Below are 22,236 nucleotides of genomic sequence, written 5' to 3'. Positions count from 1 at the left end.
TTACTTCCCCTTTGCAAAGTCGAAAAGCACCGCTTGTTCATTCTCCACTTGCCCGTTTACAACGGCCTGTTCAATATCTGAAAGAATCTTTCCAAGTGCTGGACCTGGCTTAGCAATGCCTGCTTGAATCAGCGCACCACCGTTAACGGCTAATTCCTTAGCCGAACGAATTGGCAAAGCATCGAACTGTGCAGCAATTGATAAGCGCACTGACTCATCAACACCGATGATTGCAAGTACTGATAAGAACGTTTCAGCTAAATCGTTAATTTGGTAGAGGTCCCACACCGACAGGCCCTCCACCTTCTCAATCGCCGGTGCCAAACGGTTAACCGTCGACATAACCTCACGCGATAACTTCCAAGTCCTTAATTCATCTTGTAATTCATCTGCATTAAGACCAGCAGTGGCTAGATAGAGCGTCCAAACTTCAGCAAAGTTCTTAGGCTGGGCGCTTTGTAGGTAGTTGGCTAGTTCTAGTAAATGACTAGCCTTAATTCGACCAGTCTTACCTGGGAAGTATGGCAACAAGCCAACTTCAACCATGGTCATCAAAGAACGGCCGGCCGCCTGTCCCATTAGCATCTTTTCAAATTCAACCTGAATACGTTCAACGGCAATCTTTTCCAGGTTAGGCGCTAGTTCTGCCAACGCCTCTAAGGTCGCCTCTTCAATTGAAAAGTCTAACTTAGCCGCAAAACGCAGCGCGCGCATCATTCGCAAGGCGTCTTCAGTAAACCGCTCCTTGGCTTTTCCAACGGCTCGAATTTGTTTTTTCTTCAAATCATCGAGGCCATTAAACAAATCAATTACCGTACCATCGGCGTCTAAAGCAAAAGCGTTAATGGTAAAGTCACGGCGCTTCAAGTCTTCCGACAGGGAGCGAACGAAGGTAACTGAGTCAGGCCGACGGAAGTCCGTATAGGTTGATTCCGTTCGGAAGGTCGTAATTTCGTAACCTTCCCCATGGTCTAAGACCATGACCGTCCCGTGTTGAATACCCGTATCAACGGTCTTGTCAAAAATCTCTTTAATCTCTTCTGGGTAAGCCGATGAGGCGATATCGACATCGTGGAGTTCTTCTCCAAGAATCATATCGCGGACACAGCCACCAACGAAGTAAGCTTCGAAACCAGCTTCGTTTATCTTTTCTAATATCGGTTTGGCCGCCACTAACTGGGCGGGCAGTTCATCAAATTGCATGGGGCCACCTCAACTATTCCTTATAGTTTTATCTTAGCAATAATTCTAGATAAATGCACGAACACGGCCTGTTTTTAAGGGTTAAATTAGAAAAATACGTCTTCCAATTCAGCTAGTCGTTCGGACAATTCAAAGTTGTCAGGATTAATAGCTAAGGCCTTCTTCAAAGTAGCTGCTTCTTCGTCACGATTTCCCGTTTCATGGTACCAGTCCGCCAAATCGTGGAGGAAGTCCGTATCTTCTGGATAATCCTCGGCTGCTTGTTGCCAATAGGAAGCTGCTTTTTCATCCTCTTCCTTGGCATGGTAGGCACGGGCCAAATCCCAGTTAAACTTTGGATCAAAGAGGTCGCGCTTATTCGCATCCGTAATCATTTCAATCGTTTGGTCATAATCATGCTTAGCTAAGTAAAAGTCGGCCATCGCCGCAATTGTAACCACATCGGCATCATCCAAAGCCAGGGCCTTCTTATAAGAATCTTCGGCCAACTTGTCATCCCCCATCTGGAAAGCCAGGTTGGCAGTCAAACGAAAGAGTACGACGTTAGTTTGGTCATAAGATAGACCTGCCTGATAAGTTTTGAGAGCGGCCTCTTTTTCGTTGGCCTTTTCCTGAGCTTGACCCAGAATTGGATAGACCGAGGTGTAGTGTGGGTCAATGTCCAAGACTTCTTCCAAGAGTTCAACCGCTTCAGCGGTTTCACCCTTTTGATAGTAAAGGAAGCCAAGTTGGAACTTATTATCAACCGTCATATCGATTGGCTTAATCTGTTCGAAGTAAGCAATGGCGTTATCAATATTGCCAACAGCAGCATAGGCCGTTCCAATTCGAGCAGCAACATCGACTTTGGCAATTCGGCGTTGGCCCATGAGAAGCAAGGAGCGGTACAAGGCAATGGCCTTGTTATACTCCCCAGTTGAAAAGTAAAACTCCGCTAAGGCGAAGGCCACCACTGGTTCCTCTGGTGCAATCTGCCGTGCCTGCTTCAAAGCGTATTCAGCAGACTCCTGTAAGCCTTCCTGCTGATATAGGTCGGCCTTGACCAGCAATGCCTGCAAGTAGGCATCTGAATTAGGTGCAATCTGTGCCAAATAATCCTGAGCTTCCTCTAAGTTATCTTCTTCAATGGCTAATTCGGCAAGCGCAGACTTCAATTGATCTTCGTCCGGGTGCTTTGCTAAAAGCTGTAAATAAGCCTGCTTGGATTCATCCACAAAGCCCATGGCGTATAGGTCTTCTGCCAGTGAGAAAACCAAATCATCGCTATCCTCTTTAAGCGAAAGGTCAAAGGCTTTTTGAGCGTCAGTCACCTGACCTAAGTTCAATGCACTCATCATTTCTTCTGCGTGATTTGTCATGATTACCGCCCCTTTGTTCATTGTTAAAAAACTCTACTAACTATTATATCCTGCTCAGTTCTAAGTATAAAGAAGCATTTTTAGAAAATGAAAACTTTCCATATTTTTCGAGCGTCACTTCTGAAATACCGAAGGGCAAAGGCAATTATCGCTATAGCAATGTTCAACCCCCTAAAGCGCTATTTCGTGCTAAAATTAATAATATTATGTTTTTTTAGAAAGACCATTCACTTTTATGGAAGGAGTCAGTCATGTATTCATTAACCAAGAAGCGTTGGCAAGCGATTCACGATCAGGACGCTAGTTTTGACGGCCAGTTCATTTACGGCGTAACAGCTGACCACCGGGTTTGCTGCCCTTCCTGCCAACGTGAAGAAGACTGTGTTCCAAAGGATATCCGCATTTTTAAAACTTGCGATGAGGCACTTTTTGAAGGCTTTGTCCCCTGCCCTGATTGCCAGCCCTTCGGTGTCCTTTCAGACAAAGCAAAGCTGGTCTATCAAGTGAAGGTTTACTTGGCTCACAACTATCAGAAACGTCTAACCCTGGAAACGCTAGCCGATGAATTCAACGTATCAACTGGCGTCATCCACCGGGCCTTCGTTACCACAACTGATGAAACGCCCCAGGCCTACCTCGTACGCCTTCGAATGTATCAGGCCAAGAAGATGCTCCGCGACAGCAAGGATTCTGTTGCACTGATTGGCTTAAAAGTCGGCATCCCAAACCTCTCTTATTTCAACACGGTTTTCAAGCAACAAGTTGGCATGACCGCCGTACAATATCGTAAACAAGCAAAATAAAACGACTCAATGATTGAACTGCCTTTAGGCCTATCCAATCAAGGAGTCGTTTTTTTATTTATTCTTTGCTAAATACCAGTTTGGCCAAACATTGCCATCCGAACGCTTATCCGATAAGGAGTAGGCATGTCGAATTCCCTGGCGTGTAAATTCCGCTGCACGTTGGGCGGCATCGTACAGTTCATCCCCAAAGGCCAGACGGGCGGTTAAGGCCGCTGCCAAAGTACAACCCGCTCCGTTATTTCCGTCCGAATGAATGGTTTCATGGCGAATCACCGATAAATGTCCATCTTCATCCATTAGCACATCAATCTGGTGATCAGCTAGGATTTGCTGACCAGCCTTCAAATAGATGGCACAACGGGCACGGGCACTCAATTGTTTGGCTAGAGCAACGGCTGCCGATTTTGTCCGAGGTAAATAGTTCTGATGAGCTAAGGCAATGGCTTCATTCAAGTTCGGCGTTGCCACAGTGGCCAATGGTAATAGTCGGTCAAGGTAAGCGGTTAAAATCTCCGGATCAACCGCCAGCTCTCCCTCCTTAAAGGACAGTACCGGATCAACAACAATCGGCCCTAAGTAGCCCTTTAAGAAGTGATAGGTCGTTTCGATTTGTTCAACCGAGCAAAGCAAGCCAACTTTAATGGCATCAAAGTGGTCAACCTGCTCCAACGATTCAAATTGCGTCGCAAAGGTTTGATCATCTACCGGCTGAATCGTCACAGCGTTTTCCTGAATAATGGCAATCGAAGAGATGACCGAAAAAGCTGCCAGCCCCTTCGTTGCAAAAGTCGCCAAGTCAGCCTGTAAGCCACCACCTGAAAGCGAGTCAGAACCCGCAATTGTAAGTACTTTTTTGACCATTTAATCTCTTTTCTAAAAAAGGCGAGCCCAGCGGCTCGTCTTTTACTTAAACTAGTTTCTTAAGCAATATTACTTAGCGCCAGTTTTCTTCTTCGTATCTTTTTTATCATCCGACTGTTCTTCACCGGGCGCCTTTGGCTTATCCCATGAAACGAAATCACAGTCAGGGTAACGGGAACAACCGTAGAACTTTCGACCACGCTTGGTCTTACGCTCAACGACCTGCCCCTTATGACACTTTGGACATTCAATCCCGATTTCTTGCACAATTGCCTTGGTGTTACGGCAATCTGGGAAACGAGAACAGGCGTAGAACTTACCGTAGCGTCCCATCTTCACAACCATTGGTGCGCCACAGACCTCACAGTCCATCCCCGCCAATTCATCGTGCATGGTAATCTTTTCCAAAGTCTTTTCAGCGGATTCGACTTCCTTAGCAAATGGCTTGTAGAACTCGTCCACAACTGGCACCCACTTCTTCTCACCGACTTCGATTTCATCCAGTGAGTGCTCGACTTTGGCAGTAAACTTCGTATTGGTGATATCCGGGAACTTGTCGTCCACGATGTTTTGAACAACTTCACCTAATTCAGTTGGCACAAACTTACGGGCATCCACACGGACGTAGTTACGACGCTGGATCGTATCCAAGGTCGGTGCATAAGTTGAAGGACGTCCAACACCGTTTTCTTCCAAGGCCTTAATCAAAGCCGCTTCAGAATAACGGGCTGGTGGCATTGTGAAGTGCTGTTCCGGATTGGTCTTTGCCAAATCAACGGCATCCCCCTCCGCCAAATCAGGTAGAAGGTTGTCCTTTTCCTTGGCTGAAGGATAGGCCTTCGTAAATCCAGGGAACTTTGTCTTAGAACCATTGGCGTGGAAGAGCACACCGTTTTGTTCAACCGTCACGGCCATCGTATCCAAGATTTCTGGTGTCATCAAGGATGCGACGAAACGGGACCAAATCAAGGAGTAGAGCTTGAACTGGTCAGGCGTCAACTTATCCTTGATAGAAGCGGGTGTCTTGAAAACATCCGTTGGACGAATGGCTTCGTGGGCATCCTGTGCCCCTTCCTGAGGGACACCAGCCACTGGCTTATGGCTTGAGTACTCTTCACCCCATTCGTTGTGAATGTATTGAGCAGCTGCATTCTTAGCAACCGCTGACAAACGGGTTGAATCGGTACGCATATAGGTAATCAACCCAACTTGTCCGAGTCCACGGCCCAAGTTAATCCCTTCATACAATTGCTGAGCCGTCATCATCGTCTTTCGAGTACGGAACTTCAACTGCGTGTTGGCTGCCTGTTGCATAGTTGACGTGGTAAATGGTGGCTGTGGGGAACGCTTACGTTCCTTCGCCTTAACGGAAGAAACCGTAAATGGCTTCTTCGTGTCCAACTGCCCCATCACACTCTGGACGGCTGCGTTATCAGGCAGTGGCTGTTTCTTACCATCAAATCCGTAGAAGTTCGCCTTAAACTTTGAGCGGCCCTTCTTAAATTCAGAATCCAAGGTCCAGTATTCTTCTGGTTGGAAGGCTTGGATTTCCTTTTCACGGGCGATAATCAAACCAAGAGCAACGGACTGAACACGTCCGGCTGACAAACCACGCTTCACTGTCTTCCACAAGACGGGTGAAATCGAGTAACCCACGAGTCGGTCAATGATTCGACGGGCCTGCTGGGCATCGACCAAATCCTGGTTGATGGTCCGTGGCTCCTTAAAAGCGTTCTTAACAGTATCTTTGGTAATTTCGTTAAAAACAACACGGTTGGATTTTTCGGGGTCCAACCCTAAAATATATTGCAAGTGCCAGGCAATGGCTTCCCCTTCGCGATCCGGGTCGGATGCGAGATAAACTTGCTTGGCGTTCTTAGCCGCCTTCTTCAGGTCCTTAATGACGGGACCTTTTCCACGAATGTTAATGTACTTTGGCTGGTAGTTGTCCTCGACATCAACACCCAAGGTTGACTTAGGCAAGTCACGAACGTGACCGATTGATGCCACAACTTGGTAAGTAGAACCAAGGTACTTTTCAATTGTCTTTGCCTTCGAAGGAGACTCGACAATCACCAGTTTTTTATTTTTAGAAGACCGGGTCGTCTTCTTGCTAGTTGTTTTCTTACGAGTTGTCGTTTTGCTCGTTTTCTTCTCTGCCACGACAGATCCTCACAGTTCTTCAAATTATCTGCATTATAGCATACAGAATATTAAAACAGATATTTTTTAAAAAGTCATCTTCAAACATCAAATAAAAAACGAGAACTTTACAGTCTCGTTTGTCTATTAAAAGGTTAGCACTTGGGCAGCCTTTTGGAAAGATTCAATTACAATAGAAGAAAAAGTCAACTTAATGACCGCTTGCTTAGCAGCATTCTCAGAAAGTTTCAAAATTTCAGGATGTTCTGCAATTTCACTTTCAGCCAATTCATCTTCCAGTACAACGGCGGTTGTCTGGTTGGAGTGCAAACGCAATCCAGACTTAGCGTACCAAGTGGTAAAGGCACATTCAGGATGGCAGCGTAAGTCAGCGGCTTTGGTTGAATCCTTATCGGTTACTAAGTACAAAACGTTTTCTTCACGTGCTGATGGCTTAAAGGCAATCAAAGTGTTTGAAACCAAGCAGCTTTCATCCTTTGTTGCCAGCGCAACCATGTTTGGTAATGCCGCGTAGGCTTCGTTCAATGCCTCGTTCTTACTAGTGGCATCGTCCTTACCAAACTTCTTGCGGTTCTTCATCACCGTCAAAATCGTTAAAGGCGTTACCAAGACCAAATAGCCAATGACCGTCACAAAGAAGATGTGAGGCCAAAGACTGTTCATCCCCACCCCATCAGACAGTAATTCGGCAACAATGACCGTTACAAAAAAGATAAGAAATAATTGAATAAAACGTTTTGGATACATGCTGCTCTCCCTAATTCATCACATTAAATTAAATATAGCACGGTGATTTACACTAGGCAAGAATGACTCTAAAACATTTCAGTTCATTTTCAAACGGCTGACCGTCTTGACCGGTTGGTTTTCGATAATCACTTCACCCTGATGGAAGGAATAAAGCATGGTACGACGTTCATTCAAAACATCGTAGAAGTTGTCGGCATCAAAGACTAAGAAGTTGGCTTTATTACCGACTTTGATACCGTACCCATCTTCTCGGTGCAAAGTCTTGGCGCCATTCTCACCAATCAACTTGTAAGAATTTTGAATCTGAGTGTATCCCATCAAACCAGAAGCCAAAATACCAACGTAGAGTGAATCCAGCATGTTGCCATCCCCCATTGGATACCAAGGGTCTTTCACATCGTCTTCACCAAAGGAAACGTTAATCTCGTTTTCCAGTAGTTCCTTCACTCGGGTTAAACCACGGCGCTTAGGATAGGTATCAAAACGGCCACCAAGGTGCATGTTAACCAGTGGATTGGCCACCATGTTAATGCCAGACATGTTCAAAACACGCATCAGCTTGTAGGCGTAGGCATCGGGCACTGAGGCAAAGGAAACCGTGTGACTGGCCGTTACCTTGTTCTTCAAGCCGCTTTCGTAAGCCAAAGTCGCAAGGACTTCCAAATTACGTGAGTTTGGATCATCAATTTCATCACAGTGAACGTCGACCAAGCGGTCATAGCGCTTCGCCAAATCCACCAAAAACTCCAAGGAGTCCTTTCCATAGTACTGATTGAATTCATAGTGTGGAATACCACCCACGGCATCCACCCCCATCTGGACAGCCTTCTCCATTAACGCTTTCCCGTTTGGGAAGGATAGAATGCCGTCCTGTGGAAAGGCCACTAGTTGCAAATCCATGAAGGGTTTGACCTCTTCACGCACCTCTAGCAAGGCTTTCAAGGCGGTTAAGTTTGGGTCTGTCACATCAACGTGGCTACGAACGTATTGCACACCGTGGCAGGCCTGCTTTTTTAACGTTCGAATTGCCCGTTCCTTCACATCGGACTCGGTCAAAGTCTTCTTACGCTCTGCCCAGATTCGGATACCGTCAAAAAGCGTTCCCGTCTCATTCCACTCTGGCTGTCCAGCAGTCAGTGTTGAGTCCAAGTGAATATGGGAGTCGACAAAGGGTGGCAAGACTAACTTCCCTTGTAAGTCTAAAATCTCTTCCCCGGCAGCCCCTTCAATCAAAGGGGCCAGTTCCGTAATCACACCTTTTTCAATACGAATATCGCTTGTTTCAGCAGCATTTTCAATCCGTGCGTTTTTAATTAACATTATTTGTCACCTGAACGATTCATTAACTTAACCAAGGCGTAGTAGACAGCGCCAATTACAACCATTACTAGGAAAGTCGCTCCGATGGTATCCTTCAAAAATTCCACGTTTGAAAGGTAAAGGTACATCAAAACACCGACAACCCAGAGGGCAATCACCATGAAGTTGTAACCACCGCGGAACCAGAAAGGTCCCCCGTTCTTTTCAAAGTTTTGACGCTGGTAGTTTTCCTTGTTTAGCAAGAAGTAATCGACAATCATAATGGCGATGATTGGGCCAAGGAACATCCCGATGTAGTCCAGAAAGGCCGTGAAGACGGATAAGAAGTCTCCGTTAATAACCGGGATAAAGGTAAAAATTGTCGCGATAATTGTTGAAATCAACAAGGCGTTGCGAAGTGAAATCTTGCTGAAGATGTTGTTCAAAGCTGAACCAGCTGCCTGCAAGTTCACCGCGTTGGCCGTCATACTGGTCAAGACAATGACAATCATGGCAATGGTTCCCAGTCCCAGTTCATTGGCAACCGTTGATGGATCGGAATTATCTGGCTTGTAAATGCCGGTCGTTAAGGCAATTGAGATTGCAGTGCTCAAGCCCATGGCGGCAAAGGCAACCACCCCAACAAGCGCTCCCCAGAAGGATGACACCGTTGACACTGTCTTAGTCTTTGCAAAACGTGAAAAGTCGGCGGCTGAAGTAACCCAAGCCAAGTTAAAGGCAGCCAAAATATCAATTGCTGCCCCAAATTGCATACGGTCCTTAGCGGGCACCACCCAGTTCACTAATTCGTGCAAGGAAACGTGGCGGAAGACCACAATGCCTTCCCATAGAACGAAGAAGATAACCAAGAGAATTCCAATTCGCTCAATGATTCGGACTGACTTTTGACCAGAAATAATACTCAAAATGTGCAGAACGGACATGATTAAGATACCGACAATCAAGCCCTTGTTTCCACCGGCCTGACCGTAGACTGGCCAGCCAAAGAAACTGTGAAAGATAAAGGAAAGGGAAGTCGCCGCGATGAAGGTGTTCACCGCCGTCCAGCCCATGAACATGATGAAGTTAATCATGGATGGGATGATACTACCGCGGATCCCGAAGGTCGCACGGCTCAGTGTAGTAGTTGATAGTCCCGTTTTATAGCCCATAAAGGAGATAAAACTGAGGAAGATGTAGGACAAAATCGAGGCGATGAGCAAGGCCCAGATTCCGCCAATCATGCCACAGGCAGCGATGATACCACCAATGTACCAGGTGCCGTTGTTCGCATTGGCCCCAAACCAAGTGGCAAACATGTCCCACTTACCTAGATTTCGTTCCTCGGCCGGTACTGGCCGAACGTGATAGTGCTTACTGTCCATTTTGACTCCCCCTCTTTTTCAAAGAAAAAACGCTCCGAACCATCCGTGATTCAGAGCGTGCTGCAAAAAGGGGCGATAATCCCCGCATTAAAATTTAATATTTTGCAACTTCTGATTTCTCTGAACCACTTAAAGTTGTATAAAGCATAGCACAGTTCTTTCCGATTCGGTATGGAATTTAAAGGAAATGTCATCAATTTGTAAAATTTGCATTTTTTAGAATATCTTCAACTGATCGAACAGGAAGAGCACCTGCCTGAATAATTTCATGGCAACCGCGGGATTCCTCAGAAAAAATTGATCCTGGTACTGCTAAGACCTCCCGGTTATTCTGTAAGGCTAAATTAGCCGTAATTAGAGAGCCCGACCGTTTCTTAGCCTCCACAACCAGGGTTGCTCGAGTTAAGCCCGCAATAATTCGATTTCTTTCAGGAAAATGGCCCCGACTAGGGCCGACATCTCGTGGGTATTCGGATAATAAGAGCCCCTGTTCCGCTACCTGCTCCTGCAAGCGTCTGTTTTGTACCGGATAGGCCCGTCCTATCCCTGATCCAATGACCGCAATCGGAACACCCCCATGCGCAAAAGTCACCTGATGCGCCATCACATCGATTCCCTTCGCTAAACCGGATACAATCGCCCCCCCTCTTTCAAGCAAGGGTGGCAGCAAGTATCTCAGCACTTCCTGTCCATAAGCCGTTGCCGTTCGGGTCCCCACCACTGCCAAAGCGGGTAACTGCAATGCCCGCAAGTCACCTTTATAAAAGAGAATCAACGGTGCCTGATAGCTCTCCCTCAACAATACTGGATACTCTTCATCAAAGTACGAAAGGTAAGCATCTGGATAATTACGAGCCAGCAAAAGCCCCTCCTGATAAGCAACTGCTAACTGATCAGCAAAGCGCTTCTGTCCATTCATCTCCAAAATAAGGAGTAACTCGGAAAAAGACCAAGGATATTCTGTCTTCGCCCGATTCTCTTCAATGGCGCGAATTATTTTTTCCTTACGAATAAGACCAATTCCCTTCGTTAAATGAAGGGCCAATAAAAACTCTTTCTGCTTCATCTGTATTTCCCCTTTTAGAGTTGATACGAAATACAAATAAAAAAGTCCAATAAAAAACAGGACCTTAGTCCTGTCCTTCAACAATTTCAGAAAGGTATTCCCAGCGGCTCATCTTGTCATCTAAAGCGGCCTGCTTTTCATCGAGCTCTGATTGAATCGTCACGATTTTACCGTAATCTGAACCGCATTCCGCGATGTCATTATTCAAAGAATCAACTTGCTCTTCCAAAGCAGCAATATCATCTTCAATCGTTTCCCATTCTTGTTTTTCTTTGTAAGTTAACTTACGTTTTTTCTCTTTTTTCTGTGGCTCAGGACTATCCTCAACGGCCTTTTCTTCCTTGACGGCAGCTTGTCCATTCCCACTCTCTTGAGGCAGAATCACTTCATCCAAATAGTCTGAGAAAGCACCATTATAACGGTCAACTTCACCTCCGCCAGCTAGGTAATAACCATAGTCAGCAACTGAATCTAGGAAGTAACGATCGTGGGAAACCGTCACAATTGTTCCAGCAAAGCGAGCTAAGAAGTTCTCCAAAACCGTCAAAGTCCCAATGTCCAAATCGTTCGTCGGCTCATCTAAGAGCAAAACGTTTGGTGCCTGCATCAAAATCTTCAACAGGTAAAGGCGACGGCGTTCCCCACCGGACAGTTTACGAACCAGTGTCCCATGCATAAATGGTGGGAAGAGGAACTGCTCAAGCAAGTCCTTTGCTGACAAAGGCTGACCATTCTCATCCTTAATGGTCGAAGCCACGTCCGTCAAATACTCAATCACACGCTTATCGTCAGGAATCTCTTCCGTCACCTGCGTGTAGTAACCAAGCTTGACGGTTTGACCAACTTCAAAGATTCCATCGGTCAATGGCAAACGGCCTGCCAAAACGTTTAGCAAGGAAGACTTTCCAACCCCGTTTGGCCCAGTAATTCCGATTCGGTCACGCTGCCCCAAAAGCATGGATAAATTCTTGAAAATCAACTTGTCTCCAAATGCCAAAGTCGCATCTTCCAACTTCATGACTTTCTTACCCAGGCGTGACTGGCCCAGTGATAGCTCGATGTCCTCGTCCTGCTTGACCTGACCCATCGATTCTTCCAACTGTGCAAAGGCCTTCTCACGGCCCTTTTGCTTCGTTGTACGAGCACGGGCGGATTTATTCATCCAAATCTTTTCCTGCTCGTATTTCTTTTCCAGCTTATGCTCCGCCAGGGCCTCATCCGATTGACGTTGGGCCTTCCCCTCGAGGTAGTCCTGGTAGTTTCCCTCGTATTCGTAGAGTTTACCAAAGGAAAGCTCAAAGACACGGTTGGTTACTCGGTCCAAGAAGTAACGGTCGTGAGTAACCGTTAGTAAAGCACCCTTATACTTGGCTAGGTACTGTTCCAACCAGGCAATGGAATCGAAGTCCAAGTGGTTGGTGGGCTCGTCCAAGATGAGCAAGTCTGGCTCTTGAATCAAAACTTGCGCCATCCCGACACGCTTCTTCTGACCACCGGAAAGATTCTTCACTTCGGCTTTTAAGTCCGTTAAATGTAGCTGGGTTAAAATCGTTTTGATTTGCGACTCAATCGTCCAGGCATCATCACGGTCCATGGCCGCCTGGGCCTTTTCAAAACGATCCGCCGCCTTGGTATCCTCGGGATTCATCGAAAAGGCGTCTAGCGCCTCCTGGTAGGCTCGTACCGTCTTAAAAACAGGTTGATCACCAGCATAAACGGCATCCAAAACAGTTAAGTGCCCATCCAAATCAGGATCCTGTTCCAGGTAGCCAATTCGAAAGTCGTTCTGGGTCGTAATCGTACCACTGTCGGCTGGATGCTTACCAGACAAGGCGTTCAACAGGGTTGTCTTCCCTGAACCATTCACACCAACTAGCCCAACACGGTCACCAGAAGAGATTAAAAAGGAAAGGTCCTCAAAAAGGACTTTTTCACCATATACGGAAGTTAAATTTTCTACTCGGAATTGTTTCATGCTTTCTATTATACTTAATTTAACCGGTTTTGTCGGCCATCGTGGTAAACTATTTAGGAAAGTTCACGAAAGAAAAAGAGTCATTTTATGATTGATTGGATTAAAAATAATAAAATTGGCCTATCGGTCCTAGGGTTAATCACCCTGACTACCTTCCTACTGGTCCTCTCGCTTTCGCAGCAGAACCAGTTAACCACCCGTCCGGACGACGTCCCTCTTCGGAAAGGACCAAGCCGTACCTCGAAGCAAATTATAGCGATGAAGGCCGGGACAAAACTAACTGTTTTGAAACGGCAAAACGGCTGGTGGTATGTCAAGGATTCCAAGGACGACCAAGAGGGCTGGGTTGCGTCATGGGTTGCCAACAATACCTTCTTAAAGAAGCCAACGGCACTTTCTGAAGCAACGATTGTCTTGGATCCGGGTCACGGGGGTTCCGATACGGGTGCCATGTCTTACAACAATAAGTACTACGAAAAGACATACACCTTGAAAACCGCCCTTGCGACAAGGAAGGATTTGGAAAAGACCGGTGCCCGCGTCTTGATGACCCGTTCAACCGATGTCATTGTGCCTTTGCTCTACATTCCCCGTACAGCAGAAAAGTATCAAGCAGACGCCCAAATCTCCTTCCACTTCGATGCTTCTGGTACTCATAACTCAGCGTCAGGTATTTCCCAGTATTACTACAACAGTAACTCGCTGAGCCTGGTTCAATCACTTTCCAAGTCCTTGAACAACCTACCTCTCCAAAACCGCGGTTATGATTCTATTCCTTACCTAGTGATTAAGGATGTCACCCGTCCGGCTGTCTTGCTCGAACTAGGCTTCATTGATTCCGATAAGGACCTGAACTACATCAAGTCAACGTCTTACCAGGAAAAGATTGCCAAAGACATTACCAATGGCCTTTACAACTACATCCAATCAAATTAACACCATATAAAAAAACCAGCAGGTTCATCACCTGCTGGTTTTTTTATTCACTTGGTTGATTAATCACTTCTAGTCGTTCAAGCTTCGAAGACTGTGGTCGTTCCATAAAGAGCGGTACCACTTCCTCGACAGTATCGGAGAAGCGCAAGCGATAGAAGGAACGGAGGTTAACAGAGTGCGATTGAAGTAGCACACGACCGGCAATCAAGAAACGGTCCCAGGAAGAAATATGAGTTACAGCTTCCAAATCCGTATAGTAATTGTTGGTTAAGATGTACTTAAAGTCACCTACGGCCCGCTTCATATCCAAGCCGTAACGTACCTTTTGTGGTTCCAGGTAACCCTCTCGAACGAGTGACTTGGCAATCTGCCGAATGAAGTACTCCAACTCAGGATTGACCTTAAATCCTAAGTACAGGACGACACGAACGATGTTCTTCGTCCCCATTTGATCAATGGAATAGGACTTTTCATAAGGATTTCGTCCCTCACGAATGGTGACAAACCAGTAGACTTTCGCACGCTTTGGCCGGGCACCTAGAAGCGAATAGATAACGGACTTCTTCAACGTATAGTCATCGTGAATATTCACTAGATAAACCAGGTTGTTGGCCATCAACGGCTCGTTTGTATCCTGTGATAGTTCCACTAGCTGACGGCGGTAATCCTTCAAGGACAGGTAGTCGTTGTTCAAAGACAAAGCCTCACGACGCTTATTACCGTAATACCAGAAGACCATGACGGATAGAATCAACATCAGTAAGATGACCGTGAAATAGCCACCGTGAATGAACTTCACCAAACTAGCAATCAAGAACAGGGTCTCTAAGCTACCGAAGGTCGCGGCAAAAATTACCGCATAGGTTAACTGCGACTGACTTCGAATAAACTCAAAGAGCAAAAGCGTGGTCATCAGCATGGTGACCGTAATGGCCAAGCCATAGGCCGATTCCATGTGGTGCGAGGTCTTAAAGAAGAGCACCACGCCAATGCCGACGGCACAGAGTAGCCAGTTCACAAAGGCGATGTACATCTGCCCACGAGCCGTCGTTGGATAGGTTATCCGTAGACGAGGCATAATCTTTAACGAAATCGCCTCTGACACCAGTGTAAAGGCTCCGGTAATCAAAGCCTGGGAAGCAATCACCGCGGCAATCGTACTCAAGATAACCCCAACGATTCGCCACTGGTTCGGCAAAATATCAAAGAAGAGGTTTAAATTCGTACCACTTGGGTGGTTCATAATCACCCAAGCGCCTTGCCCCATGTAGTTTAAAATCAGCATGGTATAAACAAATGGCCAAGACAAGTAAATATTGTGCTTACCAACGTGTCCCATATCAGAATAGAGCGCTTCGGCACCGGTTGTGGCCAGGAAGATACTTCCTAGGATCAAGATTCCCTGACTGTTATAGGAAGAAAAGAGCGTTTGAACGGCATAAACCGGTGACAAGGCTTGTAAAACCGCTGGGTACTGAAAGACCTGCAAGAGCCCAAAGAGGCCAATAAAGGTGAACCAGATAAACATTAATGGTCCAAAGAGCCGGCCAATCTTTGTCGTTCCCTTTCGCTGCAAGGAGAAGACAAAGAACAAGATGGCTAAGACCACTGGCACCACAAACTTTGTCCCCGTCGGAAAAGTCAATGGGCCAAAGGCCTGACCCGCTAACCCTTCAACGGCAGAAGTCACCGTCACAGCAGGCGTCAGCGCCCCATCAGCCAGGAGAGCCGCCCCACCAATCATGGCGGGGAGAATCAACCACTTTGTCTTTTTCGTACGTACACGACTGTAGAGGGAGAAAATGCCACCCTCACCGTGGTTGTCGGCCTTCAAAGCAATTAAAACGTACTTAATGGTCGTAATCAACATCAACGTCCAAAAGACCAGGGAGATTGATCCGATGACCAGGGCTCGCTGATTATCCGTACTGCTGTTTCCAGCAATAATGGCGTTCATCGTATAGAGTGGTGAGGTACCAATATCGCCGTAGACAATTCCAAGGGTAATTAGGAAGGCTGCGTATTTCAGTTTCGATTTTTTCTTATTCGTCATCTTTTCTCCAATTCGAATTAATATGAAGAATCAGGCATTCACCCCGAAGCGTTTTATCAAACATTTAGTAGTAAATAATCCTGTAAACAGTTTGACTGTAACGCTTAATTCTCATCAATACAAGTTATTTTGAAGGAATTTATTGTAAAAAAAAACGACACCCTTGCGGGTGCCGGGTAGGTAGATAGATACTACCCAGTTGGTCAAGAACTAGTATACCATGTCTGGTTCAAATTGAAAACGAACTAATTCCAACCCAACTCTTTCATCGTAGATTGAATCATTGGTGTTTGGTAGTTTCCTGATAGTGCCAAAGTCACTAAGGCGGATGGCAAAATCAACCAAGACTCCAACTGTTCCTTGCTCAACTGACCTGTCAAAGTCAAAATTAGGTGCAACTTATCAGCGTACTTACTTAACAAATTTGATAGAATCAGTTCAATATCTGAAACATCGTATTCTCCAAGCACAGCTGCTGAAATCTCCAAATTCAAGAAATCATCCCCTGCTTCCACCGCTTTTTCAAAGGCAGTCGTCAAAGTCTGCTCATCCAAATCGGCTAATTGCTGGGTCTGAATTGTCAATACGTCAGCAGACCTGGCAGCTTCACGGACCTTATTCTGCAAGTTTTCATCCAAGTGACTTGGGATGTAGGCACCTGCAAAATCCTGTCCACCAGCCTTTAAAGTCGATACCAAGAAGAAGGCTTGGTCCGCCGGAGCCATTTCGCCAGAGCCGCCCTCTTCTTTTGTTGCATAGGACAAAAAGAGGTAGCGGCCATTCGCAGTTTGTTTCGCATTTTGCAGTAGTTCTTGAATGATCTGCTGCTGGATACTTGGCCAGTTTGATAGAAATTCTTCATGGGCCTTATCGAGTTCAGCCTTCATGGAAGCCTTCTTCATGGCTGACATGTCGCCCTCATCAACTGCTTGAGCACCGCCCTGCTTAACTTGGTCCCAGATTACTTCCTTTGAGAAGTCATCAGCAATGGCGTCCGCCTGCCAAATGACAGCATCGGGATTCTCGGTATCCAAGAGTCGCCGGAAAGGCGTGAACTTATCATTTGGTCCCAGGGCCATTGGCACTGCCAAAGCGGCCTGGTTAATCGCATGCTTTTCTTTAATTAGAGTCAAAAAATCCATATTATTCACACAAAAGCCAGGTGCGTTGCGCCTGGCTTTTCCTTTTTTATTAATCTTAGAAGAAGTTCATTGAGTAAGTACCGTTGAAGGTATCACCGGCTGCCAAAACGTTGCAGCCAAACTTTTCTTTGAAGTTTCCGGTTGCATCCACCGTGTCAGCAATTCCCCACCATGGTTCGATACAGATAAATGGTGCATCCTTACCAGCGGGCGTCCAGATACCCAGGTACTGGGCGTTATCAACGGTCATTTCCATGCCGTGCTGGTTAGCCAAACGGGCCAACAAGAAGGTTGCCTTTTGGCGGTCCAACTTCAAAATGATGGCATCATCATGGTAATCTTCCTGGCGCAAACGCAGAGGAATATCGGCGTTAAATGGCGATGGCATGTTCGGATTTGAGTAAGGCCCAACCAAGCGAATCCGATCGTAAACCTTTTCAGGCTTAACTGATAGGTAGTAATCTGAGAACTTACCGCCGTCCAAAGGCAGGTTGAAACCAGGGTGTCCACCAACTGAGAAGAAAAGTGACTTCTGCTTGTCAGGGTTATGAACTTCATAATCCACAAAGAGTTCAGAACCCTTTAAACGGAAAATGACATCAAACTTAAAGGCAAATGGGTAAATACGCCAAGTGGCCTCTGAATCAGAAAGTGAAAAACGCACGTAGTCCGCATCTCGTTCCACAACGGTGAAGTCCATGTTACGGGCGAATCCGTGTTGGTTCATGTAGTAAGTTTGGCCAGCCAAATTGAATTGGTCACCTTGCAAACGGCCCACAATTGGAAAGAGGTTTGGCGCATGGCGTCCCCAGTACATGGGATCGCCGTACCAAATGTACTCAAGGCTATCTTCCTTATTCCAAACAGAAGTTAATTCTGCCCCGTGCTCGTTAATCTTTACTGTTAGTTTGTCATTTTCTAGGGTTATCATGCTTTTATTTTACTACCTCTTTTTTATTATGACAATAGATAAAAACGCCTTTATAAGGCAATTGAAAGCGGTTACTCATTTTCACGCTTCGCACGTGGGAAGTAGTTCTGATAAGAGGACTGTAGCGTGGCTTTCGATACATGGGTATAAATCTGTGTTGTTGACAGATTGGCGTGGCCCAATAGCTCTTGTACCGTTCGCATATCCGCTCCCCGGTTCAGCAAAGCCGTCGCAAAAGTATGGCGGAGCATGTGGGGATGAATCTTACCAGTCAAGGAGGTTTTGTTCATCAACTGCTGCAAGATATAAGTCACCCCTGCCGAGGTCAAGGCCCCACCATGTGTGTTCAAAAAGACCTCTTCTGGCTTGTCCGACTTTTTATTCTTAGCCAAGAGTTCCGGCCGGTCGTTTTCCAAGTAATCCTGCAAGGCCTTCTTCGCATAGGAGCCAAAGGGCACGTAACGATCTTTATTCCCCTTTCCGTGTACCAACACCAACTGGTTATTCAAATCCAACTGATCAAGGTGCATCCCCGACAGCTCCGAAACACGAACCCCAGTCGCAAAGAGAAACTCCAGAAGCGCAGCATCCCGTCGGTACTGGGGATGGTCCTTTTTATCATAGGCCACCTTAAAAAGGGCCTGTAGCTCGTTGTCATACAAAAACTCCGGCAAGTGGGCCTGGTGTTTACGCAAGGCCACCCCCTCAAAAGGATTATCCTGCGCTAGCCCTTCTTTAACTAAGTAGGCGTAAAAGTTCTTCAAACTCGATACCTTACGAGCAATGGTCGTTCGGGCCAAGACCTCATCATATAAAGAAGCTAAGTAAACGCGGACATCCAGAGGCTGAACACTTTGAAAACGTGTGAAGCCGCCGTTGTCCTTCAAATAGTCGACAAAGGCCTGAATATCCTTACTGTAGGCTTCTACCGTCAAAGAAGAATAGCCACGCTCAGCATTCAAATATGATTGGTATTGTGCCAGTTCTTTTTCCATAATTCCATTATACGCTAAAGCTAGTTTTTAAGAAAAAGTAAAGACCCTTACGATTTAGCAAAAACCATATTATCCAGGGCTTCCGGGCAGTATAGTAGACATAGTTAAACAAGTGCTAGGAGGCAATCTAATGAACTTACCAATTAATTCAAATACCGATTACTTGCGTCACAACCTGGAAATGAAGCGAGTTAAGTTCTCAGCCTTCTTCCTACGATTCCGCGATAACATTTTAAACAATCGTGATAAGCGTGTCGCCTTGGAAGAAGGTCGCCACTATGAAGAACAACATCACCAAGCTTCTGACTTACTGACGAAGCGCGTAATTGCTGCAAATGACCGTTACGACTATGGCGCACGTGCCAGTCGCCGTCATTAATCAAGTCAAAAAGACCCGTTCGGGTCTTTTTTTGTGCTTACTTTTCATTGACCGCCGTCATCAAGATATATCCCCTTTAGGCATATATTCTGATTGAGAATTAGGATGTTGCTTACGTCGTGATATGTTTAAGAAGCAGTATTGGAGATCAATTTCTTATTCTCCTCTCAGAACCACCACCGGCTAGTGGTGGTTTTATTATGATTATTCATACTGTAAGGGTTTACAACCAAATACATCGTGATATAGTCTAAATAGAGTATTTGAAGTTAGAGCTTTTGTTCTTCTTTCAAAGCCACCGCCGGCCAGCGGTGGCTTTTTATTATGAAGATTCATATTATGATAATTTACAAGCCATTTTAGTGTGATATAATCAAACCAGAATAACTAGGAAAAGAGTTTTCATTCTCCTTCCAAGACCACCGCCGGCCAGCGGTGGTTTTTTTATACTAAAAAGCCCCGGCTGGCCAGCCGAGGCACATATGATTAATCTTTACGATTTAACCATTTATGCAATTTAGTTAGCACTAAATCCGCTAACATTGCAGTTAATACCGGAAATAGTATGGCATCAAGCAATTGCATTAGAATAACTAAAATATTCAAATCTTCATCCTCCTTTCCTGGTGCCTAACTACAACACCATGCAGGAGTAACAAAGTTCATCCAAAGAATAGCAAGATTTCCTCCCCCTGCATATAGCAAAAAACGCCCCTTTGTCTCATATCGACAAAGGAGCGTTTTTCTTATACAGTTATCAAAAATTAGTTCTTAAATGAGTGAATTGGTGCTGGCACGTGTCCACCACGGTTGATGAATTCTGCAGAAGACTTGTCTACAACAGGCATAACCGGCGCAGTACCCAAAAGGCCACCGTAATCAATCATGTCACCGACCTTGGCACCGTTCGTAGGCAAAATACGAACGGCAGTCGTCTTGTTGTTCTGGATTCCAATGGCCGCTTCATCAGCAATCATTCCAGAAATCGTCGTAGCTGGCGTTTCACCAGGGATGGCGATCATGTCCAAACCAACAGAACAAACTGACGTCATGGCTTCCAGTTTGGCCAATGACAAAGTCCCGGCCTTAACAGCGTCAATCATGCCGGCATCTTCAGAAACAGGAATGAAGGCACCAGACAAACCACCAACTCCTTGGGCAGCCATCACGCCACCCTTCTTAACGGCATCGTTTAGCATCATTAAGCAAGCGGTGGTACCGTGGGCACCAACCTGTTCCAAACCGATGGCTTCCAAAACTTCAGCAACCGAATCACCACGGGCTGGTGTTGGTGCCAATGAAAGGTCAACGATTCCGAATTGAACACCCAAGCGTTCGGCAGCCAATGAGCCAACCAACTGACCAACACGAGTAATCTTGAAGGCCGTCTTCTTAATTGTTTCGGCCACCGTCGTGATGGATTCACCTTTGACTTTATCAAGGGCACGCTTCACCACACCTGGACCTGAAACACCGACGTTAATGACAACATCTGGTTCCGTCACACCGTGGAAGGCACCGGCCATGAATGGATTGTCTTCGACCGCGTTAGCAAAGATCACCATCTTAGCATTGGCTGTGTCAGACAAGTCCGTAATCTTCTTGACGGTTTCACCCATCAACTTAACAGCGTCCAAGTTCATACCGGCCTTGGATGAACCAATGTTAACAGAAGACATAACCAAGTCCGTCTCCGTCAAAGCACGTGGCAATGAGTGAATCAAAGCCAAGTCACCGTGTGAGAATCCCTTTTGAACGAGGGCTGAGTAACCACCGATGAAGTCCACGCCGACTTCCTTGGCAGCATCGTCCATGGCGTGGGCCAAAAGCAAGATTTCTTCTTCGTTGGCTGATCCAGCCACCAAAGAGATTGGCGTAACGGAGATACGTTTGTTTGTAATTGGCACACCGTATTCGCGTTCGATTTGTTCGGCAACCGCTACCAAGTCCTTGGCGTAGGTCGTAATCTTCTTGTAGATGTTCTTGGCAGTTTCTTCAGGAGTACTTGCCACAGTGTCCAAAAGGGAAATTCCCATTGTCACTGTACGGATGTCGAAGTTATCCTCTTCGACCATCTTAATGGTTTCAATAATCTGACTAGTTTCCATGTTTAAATCCTTCGTACTGTGCTCGATTAGATGCGTGACATGGCTTCAAAGATTTCTTCACGTTGCACGTGAACGGCAACGCCCATCTTTGTTCCCTTTTCCTTCAAGGCTGCATGCAATTCGTTAAATGAGTCTTCGCCACCCAATTCAACAAGCATTGACATGGTGAAAGTCTTGGACATAATCGTCTGTGACAAATCCAAAATGTTAACGCCATAGGCTGCTAATTCGTTGGCGATTCCCGCCACGATTCCTGTCTTGTCCTGTCCAACTACGGTTACAACTGCTTTCATCATTACTCCTTCGCCACTTAGGCTTCTTTATTTAATACTAAATTATACGCGAAAGGACAGGTTTTCGCCTGCCCTTTTTGTGTTTTTTTATACGACAGCGCCGTCGTAAGGAATTTTTGGCATTTTTTCAAAGTCGTAATCCGCCACATCTTCAACCGTGTGCAGGTAAGCCGTCAAGGACTGTGCCAGCATCAAGTTCAAGGTTACTTCATCTTCTTTGACAATGACCACTGGAATTTTCTTAGCAAAAGCGTAGCCAAGTTCCCAGGCAGTTCCTGAATCAGCATCGGCCCCGTCAAAGTCGGACAAGGCCACAATCAAATCACAGTCATTGATTGCTTGTACGTCAGAGGCATAGGTAACCTTCTGCCATTCTGGTGAGAATAGTTCGTACTCTTCGTGCTGATGCTTACGTGGTGAGAAAACATCGCCGATTTGGGGATGGGCGGCTAAGACCTTTTCCAACCGTTCGACCTGTGCAACCTGTGTTTCTGAGAAAAACGGACCTGCTAGATATACTCGTTTTGCCATGG

General features: G+C 46.0%; 19 protein-coding genes. 3 read left to right on the top strand and 16 right to left on the bottom strand.

Annotation, left to right across the window (positions count from 1 at the left end; all coding sequences use genetic code 11):
- Complete coding sequence (locus BMZ93_RS01755) at nt 1–1,203, bottom strand: CCA tRNA nucleotidyltransferase (RefSeq protein ID WP_091501559.1); 1,203 nt, start codon at nt 1,201–1,203, stop codon at nt 1–3.
- An 86-nt stretch (nt 1,204–1,289) separates the two neighbouring features.
- Nucleotides 1,290–2,561, bottom strand: coding sequence for a tetratricopeptide repeat protein (locus tag BMZ93_RS01750; protein WP_342027614.1), 1,272 nt, complete (start codon nt 2,559–2,561; stop codon nt 1,290–1,292).
- Between the two features lie 251 nt (nt 2,562–2,812).
- Between BMZ93_RS01750 and BMZ93_RS01745 the strand changes: the two genes are divergently transcribed.
- Entirely contained in the window at nt 2,813–3,364 is a 552-nt protein-coding gene (locus BMZ93_RS01745; RefSeq protein ID WP_091501557.1) for a helix-turn-helix domain-containing protein, read from the top strand.
- Between the two features lie 54 nt (nt 3,365–3,418).
- On the opposite strand, the gene BMZ93_RS01740 is transcribed toward BMZ93_RS01745, so the two are convergent.
- From BMZ93_RS01740 to BMZ93_RS01710, 7 genes are all read right to left on the bottom strand, one after another.
- Nucleotides 3,419–4,228 carry a hydroxymethylpyrimidine/phosphomethylpyrimidine kinase gene (locus tag BMZ93_RS01740; protein ID WP_091501555.1) on the bottom strand — a complete coding sequence of 270 codons (810 nt, stop codon included), beginning with the start codon at nt 4,226–4,228 and terminating at the stop codon, nt 3,419–3,421.
- 69 nt (nt 4,229–4,297) lie between these two features.
- Nucleotides 4,298–6,391 carry a type I DNA topoisomerase gene (gene topA / locus BMZ93_RS01735; RefSeq protein WP_091501553.1) on the bottom strand — a complete coding sequence of 698 codons (2,094 nt, stop codon included), beginning with the start codon at nt 6,389–6,391 and terminating at the stop codon, nt 4,298–4,300.
- Between the two features lie 126 nt (nt 6,392–6,517).
- Complete coding sequence (locus BMZ93_RS01730; protein ID WP_091501550.1) at nt 6,518–7,138, bottom strand: pyridoxamine 5'-phosphate oxidase family protein; 621 nt, start codon at nt 7,136–7,138, stop codon at nt 6,518–6,520.
- Between the two features lie 78 nt (nt 7,139–7,216).
- The gene (gene codA / locus BMZ93_RS01725; protein ID WP_091501548.1) at nt 7,217–8,461 is read right to left on the bottom strand and encodes a cytosine deaminase; all 1,245 of its coding nucleotides are present in this window, start codon (nt 8,459–8,461) and stop codon (nt 7,217–7,219) included.
- The gene (locus BMZ93_RS01720) at nt 8,461–9,825 is read right to left on the bottom strand and encodes a cytosine permease (protein WP_091501547.1); all 1,365 of its coding nucleotides are present in this window, start codon (nt 9,823–9,825) and stop codon (nt 8,461–8,463) included. The genes codA and BMZ93_RS01720 overlap by 1 nt, the downstream gene beginning before the upstream one ends.
- Before the next feature lie 193 nt (nt 9,826–10,018).
- Nucleotides 10,019–10,891: a DNA-processing protein DprA gene (gene dprA / locus BMZ93_RS01715; RefSeq protein WP_091501545.1), complete on the bottom strand. Its 873-nt coding sequence runs from the start codon at nt 10,889–10,891 to the stop codon at nt 10,019–10,021.
- Nucleotides 10,892–10,955: 64 nt separating this feature from the next.
- Nucleotides 10,956–12,866, bottom strand: coding sequence for an ABC-F family ATP-binding cassette domain-containing protein (locus BMZ93_RS01710; RefSeq protein ID WP_091501543.1), 1,911 nt, complete (start codon nt 12,864–12,866; stop codon nt 10,956–10,958).
- Between the two features lie 87 nt (nt 12,867–12,953).
- Between BMZ93_RS01710 and BMZ93_RS01705 the strand changes: the two genes are divergently transcribed.
- Nucleotides 12,954–13,802, top strand: coding sequence for an N-acetylmuramoyl-L-alanine amidase (locus tag BMZ93_RS01705; RefSeq protein ID WP_091501541.1), 849 nt, complete (start codon nt 12,954–12,956; stop codon nt 13,800–13,802).
- Between the two features lie 43 nt (nt 13,803–13,845).
- On the opposite strand, the gene BMZ93_RS01700 is transcribed toward BMZ93_RS01705, so the two are convergent.
- The 4 genes from BMZ93_RS01700 to xerC form a co-directional block, all read right to left on the bottom strand.
- Nucleotides 13,846–15,855, bottom strand: a complete 2,010-nt coding sequence (locus tag BMZ93_RS01700) for a KUP/HAK/KT family potassium transporter (RefSeq protein WP_091501540.1) — start codon at nt 15,853–15,855, stop codon at nt 13,846–13,848.
- A 245-nt stretch (nt 15,856–16,100) separates the two neighbouring features.
- Nucleotides 16,101–16,997, bottom strand: coding sequence for a hypothetical protein (locus BMZ93_RS01695; RefSeq protein ID WP_143404266.1), 897 nt, complete (start codon nt 16,995–16,997; stop codon nt 16,101–16,103).
- A 55-nt stretch (nt 16,998–17,052) separates the two neighbouring features.
- A complete protein-coding gene (locus BMZ93_RS01690) occupies nt 17,053–17,928 on the bottom strand; it encodes an aldose 1-epimerase family protein (RefSeq protein ID WP_091501536.1) in 876 nt (291 codons plus the stop codon).
- 71 nt (nt 17,929–17,999) lie between these two features.
- Nucleotides 18,000–18,923 carry a tyrosine recombinase XerC gene (gene xerC, locus BMZ93_RS01685; protein ID WP_200769354.1) on the bottom strand — a complete coding sequence of 308 codons (924 nt, stop codon included), beginning with the start codon at nt 18,921–18,923 and terminating at the stop codon, nt 18,000–18,002.
- A 130-nt stretch (nt 18,924–19,053) separates the two neighbouring features.
- On the opposite strand from xerC, the gene BMZ93_RS01680 reads away from it, so the two are divergent.
- Nucleotides 19,054–19,302, top strand: coding sequence for a hypothetical protein (locus BMZ93_RS01680; protein WP_091501532.1), 249 nt, complete (start codon nt 19,054–19,056; stop codon nt 19,300–19,302).
- Nucleotides 19,303–20,066: 764 nt separating this feature from the next.
- Here BMZ93_RS01680 and BMZ93_RS01675 read toward each other — a convergent pair.
- The 3 genes from BMZ93_RS01675 to BMZ93_RS01665 all read right to left on the bottom strand — a co-directional run bounded on the left by BMZ93_RS01675 (nt 20,067) and on the right by BMZ93_RS01665 (nt 22,234).
- Nucleotides 20,067–21,410: a PFL family protein gene (locus tag BMZ93_RS01675; RefSeq protein WP_091501531.1), complete on the bottom strand. Its 1,344-nt coding sequence runs from the start codon at nt 21,408–21,410 to the stop codon at nt 20,067–20,069.
- Nucleotides 21,411–21,436: 26 nt separating this feature from the next.
- Complete coding sequence (locus BMZ93_RS01670; protein ID WP_091501529.1) at nt 21,437–21,706, bottom strand: ACT domain-containing protein; 270 nt, start codon at nt 21,704–21,706, stop codon at nt 21,437–21,439.
- An 84-nt stretch (nt 21,707–21,790) separates the two neighbouring features.
- Entirely contained in the window at nt 21,791–22,234 is a 444-nt protein-coding gene (locus tag BMZ93_RS01665; protein WP_091501527.1) for a nucleoside 2-deoxyribosyltransferase, read from the bottom strand.
- Between the last annotated feature and the right edge of the window lie 2 nt (nt 22,235–22,236).

Origin of the sequence: Fructobacillus durionis (assembly GCF_900112405.1) — a bacterium.
Classification (GTDB): Bacteria; Bacillota; Bacilli; order Lactobacillales; family Lactobacillaceae; genus Fructobacillus; species Fructobacillus durionis.
This window is presented reverse-complemented; position numbering and strand designations above follow the sequence as displayed.